Below are 18,413 nucleotides of genomic sequence, written 5' to 3' on the forward strand. Positions count from 1 at the left end.
ATTACTTTGACAATTCAAACATACGCTCTAAAGGTACAAGCGCCTTTTTTCTTATTTCTTCGGGTACGTCAATTTCTGGAGTTTCATTTTTGAGGCAGAGATACAACTTCTCTAAAGTGTTCATTTTCATAAAATGACACTCACTACAAGCACAGGTGTTGTCTTCTTTCGCTGGCGCCGGAATCAATCGTTTGTTTGGCACTCTTTTTTGCATCTCATGCAAGATACCGGCCTCGGTAGCCACAATAAATTCTTCTGCTTCATCCGTCTGCACGAAATTGAGGAGTTTCTCTGTAGAACCCACAAAAGAAGCCACCCTTAATACCTGCTGTTGAGATTCTGGATGTGCGATAAATTTTGCTTGAGGATTCTCTTTATGAAGATCCAAAATCTTATCCATGGCAAACGCCTCATGTACCATACAAGCACCATCCCAAAGTACCATGTCGCGGCCAGTTTGATGAATCAAATATTCGCCCAGATTTCTATCCGGAGCACAGATGATTTTCTGATCTTTAGGAAGGGAATTGATAATATCCACTGCATTTGATGAAGTACAGATAATATCACTCATCGCCTTGATCTCAGCAGTACAATTAATATAAGTAACCACGATATGGTCAGGGTGAGCCTCCACAAATTCTTTGAATGGCCCAGCAGGAGCCGACTCCGCCAAAGAGCATCCAGCATTTACATCCGGAAGAATTACCTTTTTAGTAGGGTTGATGATTTTGGCTGTTTCAGCCATAAAATGTACGCCCGCGAATACGATAATGTCCGCATCGGTTTCAGCCGCCTTCCTTGACAAGCCCAAGCTGTCTCCTACAAAATCTGCAATGTCTTGAATGTCAGCCTCCTGATAATAATGCGCGAGTAGTACGGCATTCTTTTCTTTCTTTAACCTGACTATTTCTTCCAGATACTCTGCTCTGGTCTTTGGTACTAATTCCAATTGCTCCATGGCTCGAAATGCTTTCTTTTCTCCTCTGAAATGGCGTGAAAGCTTGTTTTTTACTTGATACGGCAAATTTAATGTAAATCATGGGGTTCAGCGAAAGCGACCCTAAAAATAAACTTTGCAGTCACAACGATTTTTTGACATGGTTGGCTAATTTTTTTCAATATCTTTAGAAGTTAAATATTCATACCAGCGACTCAACCATAGAAAACTAAAACGTAAACAATGTCTGCGCTAAACTCTGTCAAAACTCCCGACCTGGCTAAAATTACTTACCTACTGATCAGCACCGTGGCGGTGGTTATGATTCTGTCTTATTCTGAACAGTATGTCATTCCATTTATAGTAGCTATGCTGGTCTGGTTCATCATTCATGAAGCACGAGAATATTTAGTAAGAATCCCGATTATAAGAGATAAAGTACCCGTCTGGGCACAGAGTATGTTTTCGTTCTTGTTTATGAATGTGATACTTTTTGTTGTAGGCAAATTGCTCTATGCCAGTATGTCTCACCTTTCCGAAAACCTGGAAGAATATCAGGCCAATCTGCTGTTGGCTTTAGAAGAATTGGATGGACTGGCCGGCATCAATGTTTCTTCACAGCTCATAGACTACGTATCAAATGCGGATTTGACGCAGTACATCAGCATGATGATTGATACAGCCACTACACTTTTTGGTGACGCATTTTTGATATTGATTTATATCATTTTTTTATTGATCGAAGAAACCGTATTCGATAAAAAGATGGAAGCATTCTATCCAAACGACGAAACGCGTAAAAAGAAATTTAGCCTGCTCAATAAAATGGACAGAAACATCGGTCAATATCTGCTATTGAAAACTTTCGTGAGTTTCATCACTGGTTTACTAAGTTATGTGGTGCTTATTCTATTTGACATTGATTCCCCTTTCTTTTGGGCGATGTTGATTTTTGTATTGAACTATATTCCAACGGTGGGATCGTTGATAGCCACTCTATTTCCAGCCTTCTTTGCCATCTTACAGTTTGGTGAATTAGCTCCTTTCGTATACATACTAGTATCTGTAGGAGTCATTCAGGTAATCGTTGGTAATATCATCGAACCCAAAATGATGGGAAATTCGCTGAATATGAGTTCGTTGGTGGTCGTTCTTTCTCTGACAATTTGGGGTGCTATTTGGGGGATCATGGGAATGATTCTGAGTGTGCCCATCACTGTTATGATGATCATTGTTTGCGAAGAAATACCGAGTCTCAGATTTGTTGCGGTGGCGTTATCAGAAAGTGGGAACTTAAGCACAGATCCCATAGTTACTGATATTGCCGAAGACTCAACCGAAGATTAAATTTGATTGATCGAATAAAAACCTGTGTTGAACTAAGAAATTTTAGCAATACGATACAACCATTAATTTCGAGCTATGGAAAAAAGAATTTTGGGAATTGTGCTAATATTAGCTCATTGGCTAGTGATTGATCAACAAGTGTTGGCTCAAGGCTGTAGCGATGCAGGGTTTTGTACCATGGGAGCCATGAAACCAGATCAGGCTTACAACAAAAAAGTCAAATTAAAATTGAGAACTATTGAGGTCAGCTACTACTATGGCGAAACCACCACTTCTCCAATAATCCAAGTGGCCAATTTAGATGCTTCCTTTTCTATTACGCAAAATTTAGGCTTTCAAATCAAAGTTCCCTACCAGTGGGTAAATGGTAATTTTGATAATACTGCAGGCATGGGTGACATCTCATTGAGCGCCACACAACGGCTCAAAAGCACCGAAAAGTATGATTTGAATGCTACACTTGGGATGAAAATCCCAAGCAACGATGCCAACATTAAAGATAGCGGATCAAAAAACCCCGAAGCTGAAGGCTTATCGCTTCCCATGTATTATCAAACAAGTTTAGGCAGCTATGACCTGGTCGCAGGTGCTTCTTTGATTAATTCAAAGTGGCTGATTGCCACAGGTATACAAATGGCGCTCACGGCTAACAATAACGAGTTCTGGAGAGGGGAATGGCAGTCTCCAGTATATCCCGACTTTGACTACGTACTGACCTATGACAACGCCACACATTTAAAAAGAGGAACCGACGTAATGCTCCGGGTAGAAAGGAATTTCAGGTTTTCAAATTACAGCTTCAATGTAGGATTACTTCCTATTTACAGAATCACCAAAGATCAAATAGCCGACAGGGACACAGGAGAATACATGAAGTTGGAAGGTACCACAGGCCTTGCACTTACCTTATTAACCAGTTTCACCTATAATTTTGATGTGACCAACAGCCTTAAGGTTTCTTATGGACATAAAATTACCGATAGGGAAGTAAATCCTGATGGATTGACAAGAAAACAAGTATTTATAGTAGCCTATGGATTTAGATTTTAGGAACATGAGAAAAAAAATATCCAGCTTACTCCTCATTACTTTCTTGTCTATTGCTCATGCTAATGCTCAGCAATTAGAATACAACGAACAATATCAAAAAGCTGAAGCACTTTTTGAAGCAGGGGATTATAATGAAGCACTTGATCAGTATGAAGTGGTTTTTGAAGGGCTTTCCGGCATGTCGGCCAACCAATGTCAACTGAGAATTGCTGAAGTCAATACCCGTCTGGGCAATGCAAAAAAAGGTTTAAGTATGTGTAATACGATTGAACCAAAATTATCCAGCAATACGCTTCTACTTGCGGAAAACTACAGTATCAAGGGCGGAGCCTATCTTCATTTAGGTCAAAATGGAGAGGCCATCAACTATTTGCTCAAAGCACAAAATCTGTTTGAAACGGCGGGAGTGGAAGCTTCCAAAGAAAAAGCCAATTGTTACAACGATCTCGGTATTGCCTATTGGAATAATGGCAACACAGACTTGTCTTTACAATACCTTCAAAATGCACTTAATCTGCGCGAGGCACTTTATGGCCAAAACCATCCTGCAGTCGCTGACACATATAATAACATCGGTCTGGTAAACACGGATGTCAATGGTTTCGCGGCAGTCATATATTTCAACAATGCACTAAAAATCTACCAGACGCTGTATGACGAAAACCACCCTAAAGTAGCATTAACGCTCAACAACTTAGCTCTACAATATGATGCGCAGGAGGACTATATCAAAGCCTTAGAGTATCTCAATCGAGTAGCTGCGATCTGGGATCATTTGCATCCCGGTGACCATCCGAGCAAAGCTTTCGTAGCATTCAGCATAAGCAATGTTTATTACCACCAGCAAAATTTTGAAGAGGCCATTAAACATCAGGATCAGGCATTGAGCATGTACAAAAGGCTGTACGGAGAGAAACATCCCGAGATTGCCAATATCTACAACCTGAAAGGTGACATCTATCAAAAACAAGGAAAGTACAAAATGGCAATTGAAACCATTCAAAAAGGCATCTATGCCAACCTTTCGGATCAAGAGCTTACGGACATTTATCAAAACCCTAAGCTTGAGAACTATTACAATGCTGATATTTTACTTAGTTCTTTACAGCAAAAGGCCGATGCCTTTGAAACCTTTCATTTTGATAAAACAATGAAATTTCGAGATCTCACTGCGGCGCTAAATACGCTGGAAAAGGCTGATGAGCTAATCAGTCACATCCGCCAGATCAGGTTGAGTGAAAAAGACAAAATAGCGTTGAGTGAGAAAGCATCTGAAATTTATGAAGCTGGTGTTTCTCTATCCTTTCAAATGAGCAAGGTTGTACTGAAACCAAAGGTATACCTTGAAAAAGCTTTCTATTTTGCCGAGAAAAGCAAGTCAGCCGTATTGCTTTCAGCGATTCAAGATACCAATGCCAAAGAGTTCTCGGGTATCCCATCCGACCTCATCTCAAAGGAGAGTGAACTAAAGTCCGACATCGTTTTGCAAGAGCAAAAATTGGCAACAAATCAGGAGCCTGAAAATGAAGCTGGTCTAAAGCAGGAGTTGCTTTCGCTCAATAATGAGTACAACGAATTTGTGCGCCAACTCGAATCCGATTACCCAAACTATTACAACTTGAAATTTAATGTGAAACACATTGAGCTTTCGGAATTACAAGTTGCCCTAGGTTCGAATACTGCTTTGGTCACACATTTTATTACAGACACGAGAATTTTCACTTTTTACGTCACCAGAGACAAATTTGAAGTTTTTAACGAAGCCAAAGCTGAGGACTTTGACAAACAAATCCTTGGACTTAGAAACTCCATGAAATATGATGTGAAAAAGTCATTTCTTTCAACAGCACAAAGACTGTATTCCGAACTATTCCCAATGAAAATCAAAGCTGACATCAATCAACTTTTGATAATACCTGAAGGCGGGCTATCCACGATTCCTTTTGAAGCTTTGGTTACAGATTCCAAATTAGACGGAGATATTGATTATGGCCAAATGCCATTTTTGATCAAAAAGTATAATGTCAGCTACGACAACTCCGCTACCCTATTCGCCCAGAGAAAAAAGGAAATAGATGCCTATCAAGGTGAAACAGAGGATATTTTATTGGTGGCACCTGTCAATTTCAGTAATCAAAAATATCAAGGATTGTCTGGTAGATTGAGTAACCTACCAGGCTCGAAGGCCGAAATAGACGAAATTAAGTACTTGTTCAAAGCCAACAGCAGGAAAGCTAGCCTATTGGTAGAAGCTGATGCCACTAAGGCCAATATTGCCAATGACGATATCAAGCAGTATAAATACATCCACTTTGCCACCCATGGCATGGTGAATGAATCGGAACCTAATTTGTCAAGAATTTTCTTACAAGATGGAAGCCTTTATTCAGGAGACATTTACAATATTGACATCAATGCTGACTTGGTTTGCTTGAGTGCTTGTGAAACCGGTTTGGGTAAAATATCGAAAGGTGAAGGGATTATTGGATTATCCAGAGCTCTACTCTACGCAGGTGCCAAAAATTTGATCGTTTCCTTATGGACAGTCTCAGATGCCTCCACATCACAGCTGATGATTGAATTCTACAATAACCATTTATATTCCTCTACATACAATACCTTCAGTGGTGCCTTGCGCATGGCCAAACTGTCACTCATCAATGACGAGAAATACAACAAACCTTACTATTGGGCACCGTTTGTATTAATCGGCGAGTAAAGGATAAAAGTCATTCTCCACCTGATCAGCATCAGGGCCAATAATCAAATATTCCACTAGGATTTCGTCGCTTGTGCTGTCCATTGGGCCTTCGAGAAGTTCTCCTGAAGTCACACCAGCAGCTGCAAACACTGCCCAGTCCGATTGAACCAAATCATTCAAATACAAGACTTTACTTATATCGGTTCCTTCCGATAAAAGACTCTCCCTTTCTTCCTCTTGCTGAGGAGCCAGTTGCCCCTGCATGTCACCTCCTAAGGCCACAACGGCAGCTGCGGTGATCACCGCCTCTGGTGCACCACCAATTCCCATCAGAGCATCTACTTCACTATCAGGCATCAGTGCCAATACTGATCCAATGACGTCTCCTTCAGCATGTAAATCCACTTTTGCCCCACAGGCCTCTATTTCTTTTCTCAACTCCACATGACGAGGTTTATCCAAAACATAGATGACCAAATCTTCTACTTTTTTTCCAGTGGCTGCCGCAATTGATTTTAAATTTTCAGTAGCTGATTGGGTAATGTCTATGGCGCCTTTGGCCTCTGAGCCTACCACAATTTTATTCATGTAATAGGCGCTGCCGGCATCCCAGAATTTTCCTTGATCCGTGGCTGCTACCACGGCTATAGCATTGGGTTTTCCAGCGGCCATAAGAGAGGTCCCTTCTACTGGGTCCACAGCTATGTCTAATTTTAAGCCCTTCCCATTTCCTAGCTTCTCCCCAACATAGAGCATGGGTGCTTCGTCCTTTTCACCTTCTCCCACTCTGACCACAGCATCCATATGAGCTTGTTCGAATGCAGCGCGCATAGCGTCTACTGCTGCCTGATCACCAGCTTCCTTTTCCCCAGTCCCAACAAAGTCCTTTGCCGCAGCTGCTGCCGTGCATACCACTTTTTTCAGGTCTTCAATCAATTGCTCTTGTTCTGTCATAGCGCAAAACTAGTTTTATAAATATTCCTAATAATAATTCCTTTCTAATTGATTCAAAAAACACCTCCACCTACGAGGTCGGCCCTAGCCTTTTATCTTGATTTTCAGTAAATTATGAGACAAATCAAAACTGTAAACTCATGAACCGAAGAAATTTTATTTCCCAATCAGGATTAGCGTTTGGTGCTACGTTAGCCTTACCCACACTTTCCAGCTGTGAGGCAGAGTCCAAATCTAGTCCTTCAGTCCCTGCGCTCGATGGGTCTTGGGAGTCAGTCCGAAATCAATTTTTACTTTCACACAGAAACGTGCAGATGGCTCAAATGCTCTTTGCTTCTCACCCTTTACCAGTGAGAAAGGCCATAGAATTTCATCGACAAAAATTTGATGAGAGTCCAGTAGAACATTGGGAAGAAAATTTTCTTACCATAGAAGATGTACAATGCGAAGCAGCCGCCAAATACATGGGAGCAGAAAAAGAAGAAATTGCATTGACTGACAGCACCACCATGGGGTTAGCGCTGCTATATTCTGGATTGAAATTGAAAGAAGGGGATGAAATTTTGAGCACTACTCATGACCACTACGTCACGGACAAAGCACTCGATTATGCCGCAGCCAAAAATGGAGCTACTATCAAAAGAATCGCAGAATATGAGGACCCTGCTAACGCAACGGTTGATGAAATCACCAGTAAAATAGGTGCGGCCATTTCTGAAAAAACAAGAATAGTGGCCATAACATGGGTGCATTCGTGCGATGGACTTAAGCACCCAGTAAAAGAGATTGCGGAAGTAGTAAAGCAAGCAAATAGCCAAAGAGCAGAAGCCGATCGCATCTATCTATGCGTAGATGGGGTACACGGATTTGGAGTAGAGAACATTAACATCAAGGAAATGGGTTGTGATTTCTTTTGTGCCGGCACACACAAGTGGATTTTTGGACCGCGAGGCACTGGGATCATTTGGGCAAAAAAAGACGCCTGGGATATGATGCTTCCTACGATTCCGGCCTTTTCTGACGATCCCTACTTTATTTGGATGGGTGTTAAACCCAAAGGTCCTATTGCCTTCAATCAATTGCAGACACCTGGCGGGTTCCATACTTTCGAGCATCGCTGGTCGCTACATGAGGCCTTCAAATTTCATATGGCGATCGGCAAGGAAAAAATAGAAAGTCGTACAAGAGAATTAGCCAGAATGGTCAAGGAAGGTATTGCTGAGATGAGCAATGTGACTTCGACAACGCCAATGGATGCGAATCTGTCCTCCGGAATCAATGGTTTTCGAGTGAAGGGCATGAGCGCAGAAGAAGTAGTGAAAGCCTTCCATCATAAAGGAGTCATCGCCAGTGCTTCTCCCTACGCTGACAGTATCCCCAGGCTAACACCTTGTGTGATTAATACTGAAGAAGAAGTGCAGTTTGCATTGAAAGCATTGAGGGAAATAAGTCAGTCGGTATAAGTTCAAAGTAGACCTAGAAATAATAGAGGCTGTCTCAAAAGTCTTATATTCGTCATCACGAGTGCAACGCGACGCGTAGTCCGAAGTGATCTTATTGTTCGAATACGGATCGTATGATAAGATTGCTTCACGATGTTCGCAATGACGGGTAACTTTTGAGACAGCCTCCTTTATTGTTAGCTTCGATCCTATTAAGAAAATAATACCATGAGCAAAACCTTAGTTTCCACAACCCTAAAAAATCACGTTCTCCACATTGTGCTCGATAGAGCCGAAAAGATGAATGCCTTCACCTACGCCATGCTCCAGCAACTGTCGGAGGCCTACACCCAATTGGAAAACGATCCCAACATACGTTGTGGTCTGCTGTATGCCAATGGAGACCATTTTACGGCGGGGCTCGACCTGGCGGATGTATCCAAACACATCCAGCAAGGAGCCAAATTATTTGAAGAAGGAAAAATTGACCCACTTCAGATTTTTGATAAAAAAAGGACTAAACCAGTAGTCATAGCTGTGCAAGGTACCTGCCTAACCATTGGCATCGAAATGATTTTAGCTAATGACATTTGCATCGCTGGTCATGACTCTAAATTCGGTCAGATAGAAGTGAAACGTGGGATTCTCGCCTTTGGAGGGGCTACCATCCGATTCCAGCAAAGATGTGGCTGGGGCAATGCCATGAAATATTTGTTGACAGGAGATATGTTTGATGCCGAGGAAGCATTGAGAATTGGACTGGTACAAGAGCTAAGTGATAATCCAGTAAGTAAAGCTATTCAGCTAGCCGAAAGAATCGCCAAACAAGCACCCTTGGCCGTGCAGTCTACCTTAGACAGTGCCAAGACTGCCATTTTGGAGGGTCAAGACAAAGCCGAACAAGGGCTCATGCCTGCGCTTCACCATCTCATGCAAACAGAAGATGCGAAAGAGGGTTTAATGTCATTTTTGGAAAGAAGGGAAGCGAAATTTACAGGTAAGTAGTTGTATAGCAAATCATCGGCCATTTGCTTACATTTATAATTGTGACCACATCCACTATTTTACGTCACAATAGAAATCAAAATAATGAAAGGCATAGACATTACCAGACCCGACAAGCTATTGCTTAAAGGCATCAAGACATTAGGTGCACTGGGACAAAATCTATATTCTGACAAAAAATCAGAAGCTAAGGCTAAAGCCGAGCTCACGTTTATTGGAAAGAAAAAAATGGAGTCGGTGCAAAGCCAGCTCTATCAGTTCAATTCCAAAGAATTTGCAGTAGAAACAGAATTGAAAGACTTTTCCTTTTTTCATTCTCCAAAAGGAAAACATGTGTCCTGGCTCAACTTTCACGGGGTGCATGATGTGGAATTACTCAAAAAAGTAGGAAAGGCTATTAATTTGGACCGCTTGACCATCAGACAAATACTCGATACCACTCAACGTCCGAAGGTGGAAGAATACGATGATCATTTGTTTTTCAGTGTTAAATCTATAGCAAAAAACAACGAAGAGATTGATGTCGAACAGCTGTCCTTTGTATTAGGCTCAAATTACGCTGTCTCCTTTCAGGAAGAAATTGGCGACCACTTTGAAGGTATCAGAAACAAACTCAAAGAAGGACTAGGATTCATACGAAAAAGGTCGAGCGACTATCTTCTGTCTCAGCTTCTCGATGCTATTCTAGATAACTATTTCGAAACGATTGATCAATCGAATGAAGCCATTTCGTTGATAGAAAAAGTGGTAATTGAAGACCCAGACAAGGCGACCTTAATCGTACTGGAGAAGCACAAACAAAATGCACAGACGATCAAAAAAGCACTCGCACCATTTAAAGAGGCGTTGACCAACTTAATGAATGGTGACAGCAAATTCATTCATACAAACAACCTAAAGTATTATCGTGATTTGGGGAATTCAGCAGCGGCAGCCATAGAAGAAATAGAGGCTACCTTAAGAACACTGGAAGGACTGACCAACATTTGTTTTGCTTCCCAAAGCCAAAAAATGAATGAGACCATGAAAGTGTTGACCACAGTGTCTACCATTTTTATCCCACTCACCTTCATCGCAGGCATTTATGGTATGAACTTCGAAAACATGCCTGAACTCCGTCATCCCAATGGATATTTCTATACCTGGGGAGTAATGGGTATTATTTTTATTGTGATGCTGATTTATTTCAAAGTGAAAAAATGGATCTGATTCCCCTATTGTGAAAAACTATAAAAACAGTTTGACATTTAAATTGAAGCGGCACTTCCTGGAAGTATTAAGAACCAAGACCTCTGATCATTCGGTGGCCATGGGTTTTGCTATAGGGAGTTTTGTCGCGATTCTGCCTACTCCCGGCATTAGTATCCTTATCGGAATTGCCATTGTGGCCATCTTTAAAAAGATCAATAAATATGCACTCTTTCTAGCCATGATCGTCTGGAATATCTGGACCCTGGCTCCCATCTATTGGGCTAGTTATGAGATTGGTCAGGCCATCTTTGGAGATAGCGAAGTGGTAGTTTGGGAGTTCGAACAACTCGATCAGGTCTTCGAATATACTCGTAGATTTATGGTCGGCAATTTGTTCTTGTCCATTCCCATTTCCATATTGAGCTATTTTTTAGTTAGGGCTGGAGTCAGGAGGTATAAGAGGAATAGATGACCCGTCCTAAAATAGGTTGACGGTTTTTAAAAAGATTTAAGTAAAACCTGTGGATTGATATTCACAGGTTTTTTCATGTATAAAGTTAGGTGTTTTATAGTTGAGACTTAGATGAGGTCTTTGATTGTTGTAGGTATCTATTGACTCTTTGATCAGTATTTTCAATTCTTGGCCAGTATTGCATTTATGAATGAGGAACTCCCCCTTTAGGATACCATTAACTCTTTCTGCTAGTGCATTTTGATAGCAGTCATACCCATCGGTCATAGATGGGGTGATTTGATGATTACTAAGCTCAGACTGATAAAGAGTGGAGCAATATTGTAATCCTCTATCGGAATGATGAATAAGCGTTTGGGTTGTTTTTCTGTTTTTGACAGCAACTTTCAGTGCTTTGACCACGTGTTCAGCACTCATGTCATCACTGAGGTGATAGCCCATAATCTTTCTACTATATGCATCTGTGACCAAAGAGAGGTAATGGGTTCGCTCCCTACTTTTGATGTAAGTAATATCACTGACAAAAACTTCTTCAGGGCGAATAGCTTTCCGATCCTTCAATAGGTTGGGGTATTTTCTCAACCAATGCTTACTGTTGGTAGTTTTTGTATAATTCTTCTTTGGCTTGATGAGCAGGTGTTCGGCTCTTAAATAGTTGAACAAAGCATCTCTACCCACTTTTATGTTTTGCCGGTCAAATTCACCTTTCAATGAATGGTACAGCTTCCGCGTGCCCAGTCGGGGCATTTGCATCCTTACCTTTTGGACAAGGGGTTTGATCCTGGAGAGTTCTTCTGCTCTTTGCTTAGATCTCTGTATTGATTGATAAACCGCCTGTCTACTAATCCCAAACAGTCGACAGCTACGTGAGAGACTCACGTGCTTTTCTTCTCGGATGCGCCAGATTGTTTGGGTAATCCCTTTTTCTGATTGAAGTTCCGTGTTCTTTGTCTGAGATGTCAATCATCATATTAAGAATCTCATTCTTCAATCGCTCATCAGATAATTCACGTTCTAATCGCTTGATCTTCTGTGCTGGTGTCTCTTTTGATTTAGGTGAGGCCATAAAGTGTTGCTTCGGGTGACTCCAGTCTAATTTACCATATCTGCGTAACCAAACCAAAACTGTACTCCTTCCTTGTATACCATAAGTTTTTTGGGCTTGCTTGTAGGTCATTTCGCCTTTTTCCACTTCAGATACAACCGCCAGTTTAAAGCCCATGTTGTAGTCGCGCTGGGTGCGCTTTTTCCCTCCTAAAGAACTGCGCTTCTCGTCTTTCATAAATAAGTCGTTTTTGTGTCAACTTATTTCAGGACGAGACAAGAGTATAATCAAAAAAGCCTCCTTATCGGAGGCTTTTCTGTGCCAGAAGTGGGACTTGAACCCACACGACTCGAAAGTCACAAGATTTTAAGTCTTGCGTGTCTACCAATTCCACCATTCCGGCAGTAGACATTAAGAGTGGTTCGGAAACAAAAAAAGTGTATGCGCGATGCTTATGCACCTTCTCACTCACATACACTCTCACACTCAATTGGAGCGAAAGACGAGGTTCGAACTCGCGACCTCCACCTTGGCAAGGTGGCGCTCTACCAGCTGAGCTACTTTCGCTTTTTACCAGCCCGATTGGCTAATGGAATGCAAAGATAGATAGCCACTTTAATTTATCAACTCTTTCGTCAAAAATTTTAAGAATATTTTTCAGGCCGCATGTCGGAGGATTCTGAAGCTACTGACCAGCTTCTCAATGATCACCAAACAGATGATTCCTTCTACAACCAAAAACAGCTGTCGTAGCCTTGGATCAGCCATAAAGTCAAGCATTTCCAACGACTGGGTTTTTACCTGATCCAGGTACGTGATCTCCAATTCAGCACCACTTGATCCAATCAAGAAATAAGAGGCGGCGATCAAGCCAGCAAAAAACACCATCAGCCATACTAATAATTTGAAATTAGCATGTCGCTTTTTGGCCAATAGAGCCGAAGCAATTACAGTAGAGGTAAAGTTAGTGCCGACCTCCTTAAGCGGAAGGGACTTCATCCATTCATCCAAATCCTGAATGTCTTTCAATTCTTCTACTCCTTTTTGCTTTTCCAGCAAATCGAATTGTTCAATATCTTTCTCATTACTCTCCATGACTTTCAAATTTAGTGTTTCTACCATACTTGATTATAGAATACTCTCTAATTCCGCAGGAAGCATTTTTTGTAAAACTTCAGCCAGTTTTTTTCTCGCTCGAAATATTTTCACCTTCAGGTTCCCTTTATCCATTTTGGTGACCTCCTGGATTTCATCCATGTCTAGTTCATCAAAATAGTACAAGGTGATCAGCAAACGCTCTTCATCCTTCAATCGACCCACTGCTTGATTCAAATAGTAAGTCCTATCCTTTGCTTTTAGGCCCCCAAACTCTTCGAAATTTGAGTACTCGGCTATTCCACTGGGTCGGCTGTCAATATCTTCGGTTTTTATTCTTTTTTTCCTTGTCCGGCTTATGGCCATATTCATCACAATACGATAAAACCAGGTAGTAAACTTCGATTCGCCTTTAAACTTATCTAATGAGCTAAGCAACTTTACAAAAGCATCATGAGCCACCTCTTCAGCATCTTCTTCATTTTGGAGAATTCGGTCTGCTATGGTAAAAGCAAAATTCTTATGCCTGTTCACTAGCATTTCAAAACTGGACATATCTCCTTCTTTGATCTTCTCAATCAATTGAATATCTGAATAATTCTCTTTCACTGCCGATGTGACGCCATGAGTTTCTTTCAAGTTACAAAGAATTAATTTTTATTTTTTTGTAACCAGCAGTAACCAAGAGGTGTCCAATGGGCGAATCAAAACTTTAAAATTATGCAAGGACCAGAATTTTTAATCCCAATTGTTTTCTTCATTTCAATAGCGGTAGTTGCTATCATTATAAGAAAATTTCAAAACGACGAAAGATTAGCACTAATCGAAAAAGGAGGTGACGCCAATATTTTCAATCGAACATCCAAAGGCAACTCTTACCCCGCCTTGCGATATGGACTCTTACTTATAGGAGCCGGGATAGGCATCTTGGTAGGAAACTTGGTAGCAGAATCCAGAATCATTGACGATGAAGCTGCAGTGTTCTCTTGCCTGATGATATTTGGTGGCATAGGTCTTTTTGCGTCTTATTTCATAGAAAGAAAAGAAGCCGCTAAGGATTAATATTTATAGGTCAGGGTTTAAACCCTGACCTATAAATATTATGATTTAAACACGTTACCATCTTCCGCTTGACTACTGTCAAACACTCGGATACCAATGACCTCGGCTTCCGCTGTTTTTTCTCCCTGACAGAAAAAATCACAGTGCATCACCGTTTTTCTTCCTTTCACTTCTGTGACTCTTGCTCTCAACTCCACAGGATGTTTGTTTGAAGTGGGCTTCAAATACTTCACATTCAAGGTGCCAGTGGCATATCGATATTCTGGCATAGTATCGAGCGCTCTCCCCTCTTCTTTATAAGCATGTGCCATAGCAGTACCCATGCAATGACAGTCAATGAGCGTCGCCATAATGCCTCCATTCATCAAGTCCGACCAGCCATGATAATGCTCTTCTGATTGCCATTGACAAACTGACTCGTCGCCTTCCCAGTAGCTTTTGATATGCAATCCTTGATCATTGTTAATTCCACAACCAAAGCAAACATTCTCTGGCATGTGGTTTTGAAAGTACTTTTTGTCTGATGAATTCATTAAATTTCATATTGGGTTGAACAACGAAGATGGAAAGAACCAACAAAAAACCGAAGCCAAAGTCTAAAAAAGAAAGGAAAGGAACTGCTTCTAAGGAGCCCCAAACCAAAACGACGCCTGACACTCCTCAGGAAGGAATACCAGACGTCGATTTTAAAAGATTCTTAGGTTGTGGTTGATCAGATGGTAGCATATATAAATGCTGCCAGACCAGCCGCCCATACCAGGAAATATGCCCTGAGTATTTGGACTCTTACTTTTTCTACTGCTGTTGACATAAAATAGATTTGTGGTGAATTACAAACAATTATATGCTGCAATATATGTGTCGATCCTAGCTAAGTCAATTAGTAAATTCTCCTAAAGTGATTTTGCGCCTTTTTCCTAGAGAGGAGTTTATAACAATCTGAATTACAACCTCTTATGATTCACTTAGTTGAGTTTAACTTTAAATTTGAGTAAAAAATAAAATTTCAGATCATAGAAAAATACAACAGTACTTTCTGAATAATACAATAAAAGTTCTCTCTCGGAATGACACCATACTACTACATTATTTGTGCTTCAGCTTAGCTCGAAGTACGTAATTGATGTCTTCACCGGCCAGGTCTGGCACTACCAGGTTGTCCTCAGTTTCAAAGTGTCCCTCGATGGCATATCGATGATCCTCTGACTCACCGTAAATAAAAAAACCAGAAATGATAGACTCGTTTATTTTAATTTCTGCTTTGGCCATGTACTGATTCTCACCCATCTGTATGCCTTGATGTGCCCGCATCACGATCACCTGATCCTGATATTCATCTAGATTCAAATACACTCTTCTCGTGATTTCATATATCGGTAGAACATGAGCGGTAAACTCCAGAGATTCCAGCTCATCTTCTGCCAGCTGAAAGTCCACAAAATGCCATTGTGTAAACACCATCAATGGATCATTTTTTCGATTGAGCGTAAGTTCACCAGTGGGGTCTGTGCGACCAAAACTTGCGAAGCTGATGAGTAATAAAGCGGCTCCAATTAGTCCGGCCAGGGTAACTCTTAATAGTGTTTGTAGATATTTCATCGCATGTAGTTTTAAGTCTACTGCAATGTAGAATCACTCTAACCAGCCTTCAATCCGTATTTTCACGCACGAGAAAATGCACTATTCACTTAAAAACACTCTTTTCACTCTTTGGCTTACATTCGTTAAAATCTCGTATGGAATAGTCTTAATCCATTCAGCCAATTCACTAATATTAGGCTTTTCGCCAAAAACGACCACTTCATCACCTGATTTCACATCCAACCCTGTCACGTCCACCATAGTCATATCCATGCAGACATTACCGATAGTGGGCACCAGTTGATCATTGATCAGCATTTGGCCAGTGCCATTTCCAAAAGCGCGTAAATACCCATCGGCGTAGCCAATCGGGATAATAGCAATCATCGTATCACTTTTCGCAAAACCACTCCTTCCATATCCTATTGATTCACCTGCGGCAATTTTCTTGACTTGTGATACATTGCATTTGAGGGTGCTGACGATTTTTAATTTTCCTTGTTCGGTTTGTGTAGGGTCGAAGCCATGCAAGCCGATGCCTAATCTCGCCATATCAAAATGTAGACTCGGATAGTTAGCAATTCCACCAGTATTGACCAAATGTCTCATCGGCGTATACCACAAACTCTCCATAATCGCTTGACTCATTCTTTCGAATCGTTCCCCTTGCTGTTTGGTATAGTCAGCATGTCTTGGGTCTTCACTGCCCGCCAAATGGCTGAAAATACTTTTTACTTTTAGGTGTTTGTTGAGCTTCAGCTGCTCGATGAGTCGCTGCAAATTATTCTCCGTAAAACCTAGTCGATTCATACCGGTTTCCAACTTGATATGTATAGAAGGTAGATCCTGCATATTTTCATAATAATCCAGAAAATCGATCAACTGATCCAAGCTGTAGATCTCAGGCTCAAGATTGTATTCCTTAAGCAACCTAAAAGAAGTAGGCGACACATTCATAATCATGATTGGAATGTGGATGCCATTTTTCCGAAGCTCTACGGCTTCATCTGCATAGGCCACACCCAAATAATCTACTTTGTGAAACTGAAGTAAGTTGGCTATTTCAAAATTTCCGCCACCATAGGCCAAGGCCTTTACCATCACCATTATTTTGGTCTCTGGCTCTAGTTTACTCCTGTAATAGTTGAGGTTGTGAATTAGATTTTCAAGATTCACCTCCAGAATGGTGCCATGCGCTTTTTGCTCCATACTGTTTACAATCAGCTCAAACTCAAAATCTCTGGCACCCTTCACCAATACAATTTCGTCATTAGGGGTATACCCTGCTGCCAAAAATTCTTCGGTCGTTTGATAAAATTTAGATGGAATATGAAACTTGGAACTCGATTGATTGATCTCTTTTCCAACACCAACAAACTTTTGAATATTATGCTTCTGAAGCAACTCACTTACTCGTTGATACAAGGCATCGCTTGATAATCCTGTTTGATATAAATCTGATAGTATGACCGTCTTTTTGGAACGCTGATTTTGCCTGGCCAGAAAATCCAATGCCACTTCCAATCCATACAGGTCATTATTGTAGGTGTCATCTATTACATACGATCGGTTGATAGCCTGCTTCATCTCCAATCTCATTTTAATAGACGACAACCTATTCAACCGGAGCTGAATAAATTCCTGATCGTATCCTAAGGCCACTAGCATCGCTGCACAATGCAGAATATTCTCCACTGACGCTGGGTCATCATATTTTAAATAAAAAGTCAAAGAGTTATTCAGCACATCCAGTACATACTTCTTTCCTTTTTGTTCAGTGACTTTCCATGGAATGAGCTGAGTCGAACCAGAGACTGTTTCAGCAAGTGCCTTACCTACCAGCTCATGTTTGGCACAATAGACCACTTTTTGACAATTACTAAACAACTTGGCCTTCTCCTTTGCCTTTTCGGTTAAATCCTTGAAACCTGCATTGTGAGCTTCTCCTATATTGGTAAAAATGCCAAGTGTTGGCTGAATCACTTGCTCCAATCGTTGCATCTCTTCTACTTCCGAAATACCGGCCTCGAAGATTCCCAAATTGTGATGGTCACCCATGGCCCAAACAGACAGCGGTACACCCAATTGGGAGTTAAAACTTTTTGGGCTTTTTACAATATCAAATTGATCATCCAGCATCTGAGCCAGCCATTCTTTGACAATGGTTTTTCCATTACTACCGGTAATACCAATGACAGGATAGTTGAATGCTGATCGATGAGTTTTGACCAATTCCTGCATGGCGACAATGGCGTCCTCCACCAAGAAGTATGAAGCATCAGCTTTTAGTTTTATTTCTTTTTCGACGACGAATAGCCTCACCCCCTTTTCATAGGCATCGTTAATGAACTGATGACCGTCATGATTCTGACCAGAAATGGCAAAAAACACTACACCTGAGCGAATGGAAATTTGACGAGAGTCGAATGCCAACCCCTGAATTTGGATGTCTAAAGGCAGTTGTGGCATTTTCCCTTTACAACTCTGACTCAATCCACTAAACTTCATAGAAAATAATATTTGAATGA

Annotated in this window: 17 protein-coding genes and 2 tRNA genes; 9 read left to right on the plus strand and 10 right to left on the minus strand. The window is 41.0% G+C overall.

The features are described from left to right. Position 1: 1 nt before the first annotated feature. The gene (gene nadA, locus R8N23_RS19510) at positions 2-961 is read right to left on the minus strand and encodes a quinolinate synthase NadA (RefSeq protein WP_318173586.1); all 960 of its coding nucleotides are present in this window, start codon (positions 959-961) and stop codon (positions 2-4) included. A 222-nt stretch (positions 962-1,183) separates the two neighbouring features. On the opposite strand from nadA, the gene R8N23_RS19515 reads away from it, so the two are divergent. The 3 genes from R8N23_RS19515 to R8N23_RS19525 all read left to right on the plus strand — a co-directional run bounded on the left by R8N23_RS19515 (position 1,184) and on the right by R8N23_RS19525 (position 6,056). After that, complete coding sequence (locus tag R8N23_RS19515) at positions 1,184-2,287, plus strand: AI-2E family transporter (protein WP_318173288.1); 1,104 nt, start codon at positions 1,184-1,186, stop codon at positions 2,285-2,287. Between the two features lie 75 nt (positions 2,288-2,362). Beyond that, entirely contained in the window at positions 2,363-3,337 is a 975-nt protein-coding gene (locus tag R8N23_RS19520; protein ID WP_318173289.1) for a hypothetical protein, read from the plus strand. 4 nt (positions 3,338-3,341) lie between these two features. Beyond that, positions 3,342-6,056 carry a CHAT domain-containing tetratricopeptide repeat protein gene (locus tag R8N23_RS19525; RefSeq protein ID WP_318173290.1) on the plus strand — a complete coding sequence of 905 codons (2,715 nt, stop codon included), beginning with the start codon at positions 3,342-3,344 and terminating at the stop codon, positions 6,054-6,056. On the opposite strand, the gene glpX is transcribed toward R8N23_RS19525, so the two are convergent. Further along, a complete protein-coding gene (gene glpX / locus R8N23_RS19530; protein ID WP_318173291.1) occupies positions 6,042-6,992 on the minus strand; it encodes a class II fructose-bisphosphatase in 951 nt (316 codons plus the stop codon). The two genes, R8N23_RS19525 and glpX, sit on opposite strands and share 15 nt — an antisense overlap. A gap of 140 nt (positions 6,993-7,132) precedes the next feature. On the opposite strand from glpX, the gene R8N23_RS19535 reads away from it, so the two are divergent. From R8N23_RS19535 to R8N23_RS19550, 4 genes are all read left to right on the plus strand, one after another. Then, positions 7,133-8,455, plus strand: a complete 1,323-nt coding sequence (locus tag R8N23_RS19535; protein ID WP_318173292.1) for an aminotransferase class V-fold PLP-dependent enzyme — start codon at positions 7,133-7,135, stop codon at positions 8,453-8,455. Between the two features lie 207 nt (positions 8,456-8,662). Beyond that, positions 8,663-9,439: a crotonase/enoyl-CoA hydratase family protein gene (locus R8N23_RS19540; protein WP_318173293.1), complete on the plus strand. Its 777-nt coding sequence runs from the start codon at positions 8,663-8,665 to the stop codon at positions 9,437-9,439. A gap of 84 nt (positions 9,440-9,523) precedes the next feature. Beyond that, the gene (corA, locus tag R8N23_RS19545; protein ID WP_318173294.1) at positions 9,524-10,648 is read left to right on the plus strand and encodes a magnesium/cobalt transporter CorA; all 1,125 of its coding nucleotides are present in this window, start codon (positions 9,524-9,526) and stop codon (positions 10,646-10,648) included. A gap of 10 nt (positions 10,649-10,658) precedes the next feature. Then, the gene (locus R8N23_RS19550) at positions 10,659-11,102 is read left to right on the plus strand and encodes a DUF2062 domain-containing protein (RefSeq protein WP_318173295.1); all 444 of its coding nucleotides are present in this window, start codon (positions 10,659-10,661) and stop codon (positions 11,100-11,102) included. 36 nt (positions 11,103-11,138) lie between these two features. Here R8N23_RS19550 and R8N23_RS19555 read toward each other — a convergent pair. From R8N23_RS19555 to R8N23_RS19575, 5 genes are all read right to left on the minus strand, one after another. Then, a protein-coding gene (locus R8N23_RS19555; protein ID WP_318172346.1) for an IS3 family transposase occupies positions 11,139-12,384 on the minus strand; the annotation gives its coding sequence in 2 pieces (ribosomal slippage) (positions 11,139-12,021 and positions 12,020-12,384; 1,248 coding nt in all). An 82-nt stretch (positions 12,385-12,466) separates the two neighbouring features. Next, a tRNA-Leu gene (locus tag R8N23_RS19560) sits at positions 12,467-12,550 on the minus strand. Between the two features lie 88 nt (positions 12,551-12,638). Beyond that, positions 12,639-12,714: transfer RNA gene (locus R8N23_RS19565), tRNA-Gly, on the minus strand. Positions 12,715-12,804: 90 nt separating this feature from the next. Beyond that, entirely contained in the window at positions 12,805-13,242 is a 438-nt protein-coding gene (locus tag R8N23_RS19570) for a hypothetical protein (RefSeq protein WP_318173296.1), read from the minus strand. A gap of 33 nt (positions 13,243-13,275) precedes the next feature. Beyond that, positions 13,276-13,881: a sigma-70 family RNA polymerase sigma factor gene (locus R8N23_RS19575; RefSeq protein ID WP_318173297.1), complete on the minus strand. Its 606-nt coding sequence runs from the start codon at positions 13,879-13,881 to the stop codon at positions 13,276-13,278. Positions 13,882-13,962: 81 nt separating this feature from the next. Between R8N23_RS19575 and R8N23_RS19580 the strand changes: the two genes are divergently transcribed. Next, a complete protein-coding gene (locus R8N23_RS19580) occupies positions 13,963-14,304 on the plus strand; it encodes a DUF6249 domain-containing protein (RefSeq protein WP_318173298.1) in 342 nt (113 codons plus the stop codon). A gap of 38 nt (positions 14,305-14,342) precedes the next feature. On the opposite strand, the gene R8N23_RS19585 is transcribed toward R8N23_RS19580, so the two are convergent. Then, positions 14,343-14,837, minus strand: coding sequence for a PaaI family thioesterase (locus tag R8N23_RS19585; protein WP_318173299.1), 495 nt, complete (start codon positions 14,835-14,837; stop codon positions 14,343-14,345). A 29-nt stretch (positions 14,838-14,866) separates the two neighbouring features. Between R8N23_RS19585 and R8N23_RS19590 the strand changes: the two genes are divergently transcribed. Next, positions 14,867-15,016, plus strand: a complete 150-nt coding sequence (locus R8N23_RS19590; RefSeq protein WP_318173300.1) for a hypothetical protein — start codon at positions 14,867-14,869, stop codon at positions 15,014-15,016. Positions 15,017-15,390: 374 nt separating this feature from the next. On the opposite strand, the gene R8N23_RS19595 is transcribed toward R8N23_RS19590, so the two are convergent. Then, positions 15,391-15,903: a hypothetical protein gene (locus R8N23_RS19595; RefSeq protein WP_318173301.1), complete on the minus strand. Its 513-nt coding sequence runs from the start codon at positions 15,901-15,903 to the stop codon at positions 15,391-15,393. An 81-nt stretch (positions 15,904-15,984) separates the two neighbouring features. After that, positions 15,985-18,393, minus strand: a complete 2,409-nt coding sequence (locus R8N23_RS19600) for a bifunctional UDP-N-acetylmuramoyl-tripeptide:D-alanyl-D-alanine ligase/alanine racemase (protein ID WP_318173302.1) — start codon at positions 18,391-18,393, stop codon at positions 15,985-15,987. Between the last annotated feature and the right edge of the window lie 20 nt (positions 18,394-18,413).

It is taken from the genome of Reichenbachiella sp., from assembly GCF_033344935.1.
Lineage (GTDB): Bacteria > Bacteroidota > Bacteroidia > Cytophagales > Cyclobacteriaceae > Reichenbachiella.

What these genes read in the sequence shown, in the direction of transcription:
- nadA (WP_318173586.1), bottom strand. Translation starts at nt 961, where the DNA reads ATGGAGCAATTGGAATTAGTACCAAAGACCAGAGCAGAGTATCTGGAA.
- R8N23_RS19515 (WP_318173288.1), top strand. Translation starts at nt 1,184, where the DNA reads ATGTCTGCGCTAAACTCTGTCAAAACTCCCGACCTGGCTAAAATTACT.
- R8N23_RS19520 (WP_318173289.1), top strand. Translation starts at nt 2,363, where the DNA reads ATGGAAAAAAGAATTTTGGGAATTGTGCTAATATTAGCTCATTGGCTA.
- R8N23_RS19525 (WP_318173290.1), top strand. Translation starts at nt 3,342, where the DNA reads ATGAGAAAAAAAATATCCAGCTTACTCCTCATTACTTTCTTGTCTATT.
- glpX (WP_318173291.1), bottom strand. Translation starts at nt 6,992, where the DNA reads ATGACAGAACAAGAGCAATTGATTGAAGACCTGAAAAAAGTGGTATGC.
- R8N23_RS19535 (WP_318173292.1), top strand. Translation starts at nt 7,133, where the DNA reads ATGAACCGAAGAAATTTTATTTCCCAATCAGGATTAGCGTTTGGTGCT.
- R8N23_RS19540 (WP_318173293.1), top strand. Translation starts at nt 8,663, where the DNA reads ATGAGCAAAACCTTAGTTTCCACAACCCTAAAAAATCACGTTCTCCAC.
- corA (WP_318173294.1), top strand. Translation starts at nt 9,524, where the DNA reads ATGAAAGGCATAGACATTACCAGACCCGACAAGCTATTGCTTAAAGGC.
- R8N23_RS19570 (WP_318173296.1), bottom strand. Translation starts at nt 13,242, where the DNA reads ATGGAGAGTAATGAGAAAGATATTGAACAATTCGATTTGCTGGAAAAG.
- R8N23_RS19580 (WP_318173298.1), top strand. Translation starts at nt 13,963, where the DNA reads ATGCAAGGACCAGAATTTTTAATCCCAATTGTTTTCTTCATTTCAATA.
- R8N23_RS19585 (WP_318173299.1), bottom strand. Translation starts at nt 14,837, where the DNA reads ATGAATTCATCAGACAAAAAGTACTTTCAAAACCACATGCCAGAGAAT.
- R8N23_RS19590 (WP_318173300.1), top strand. Translation starts at nt 14,867, where the DNA reads ATGGAAAGAACCAACAAAAAACCGAAGCCAAAGTCTAAAAAAGAAAGG.
- R8N23_RS19595 (WP_318173301.1), bottom strand. Translation starts at nt 15,903, where the DNA reads ATGAAATATCTACAAACACTATTAAGAGTTACCCTGGCCGGACTAATT.
- R8N23_RS19600 (WP_318173302.1), bottom strand. Translation starts at nt 18,393, where the DNA reads ATGAAGTTTAGTGGATTGAGTCAGAGTTGTAAAGGGAAAATGCCACAA.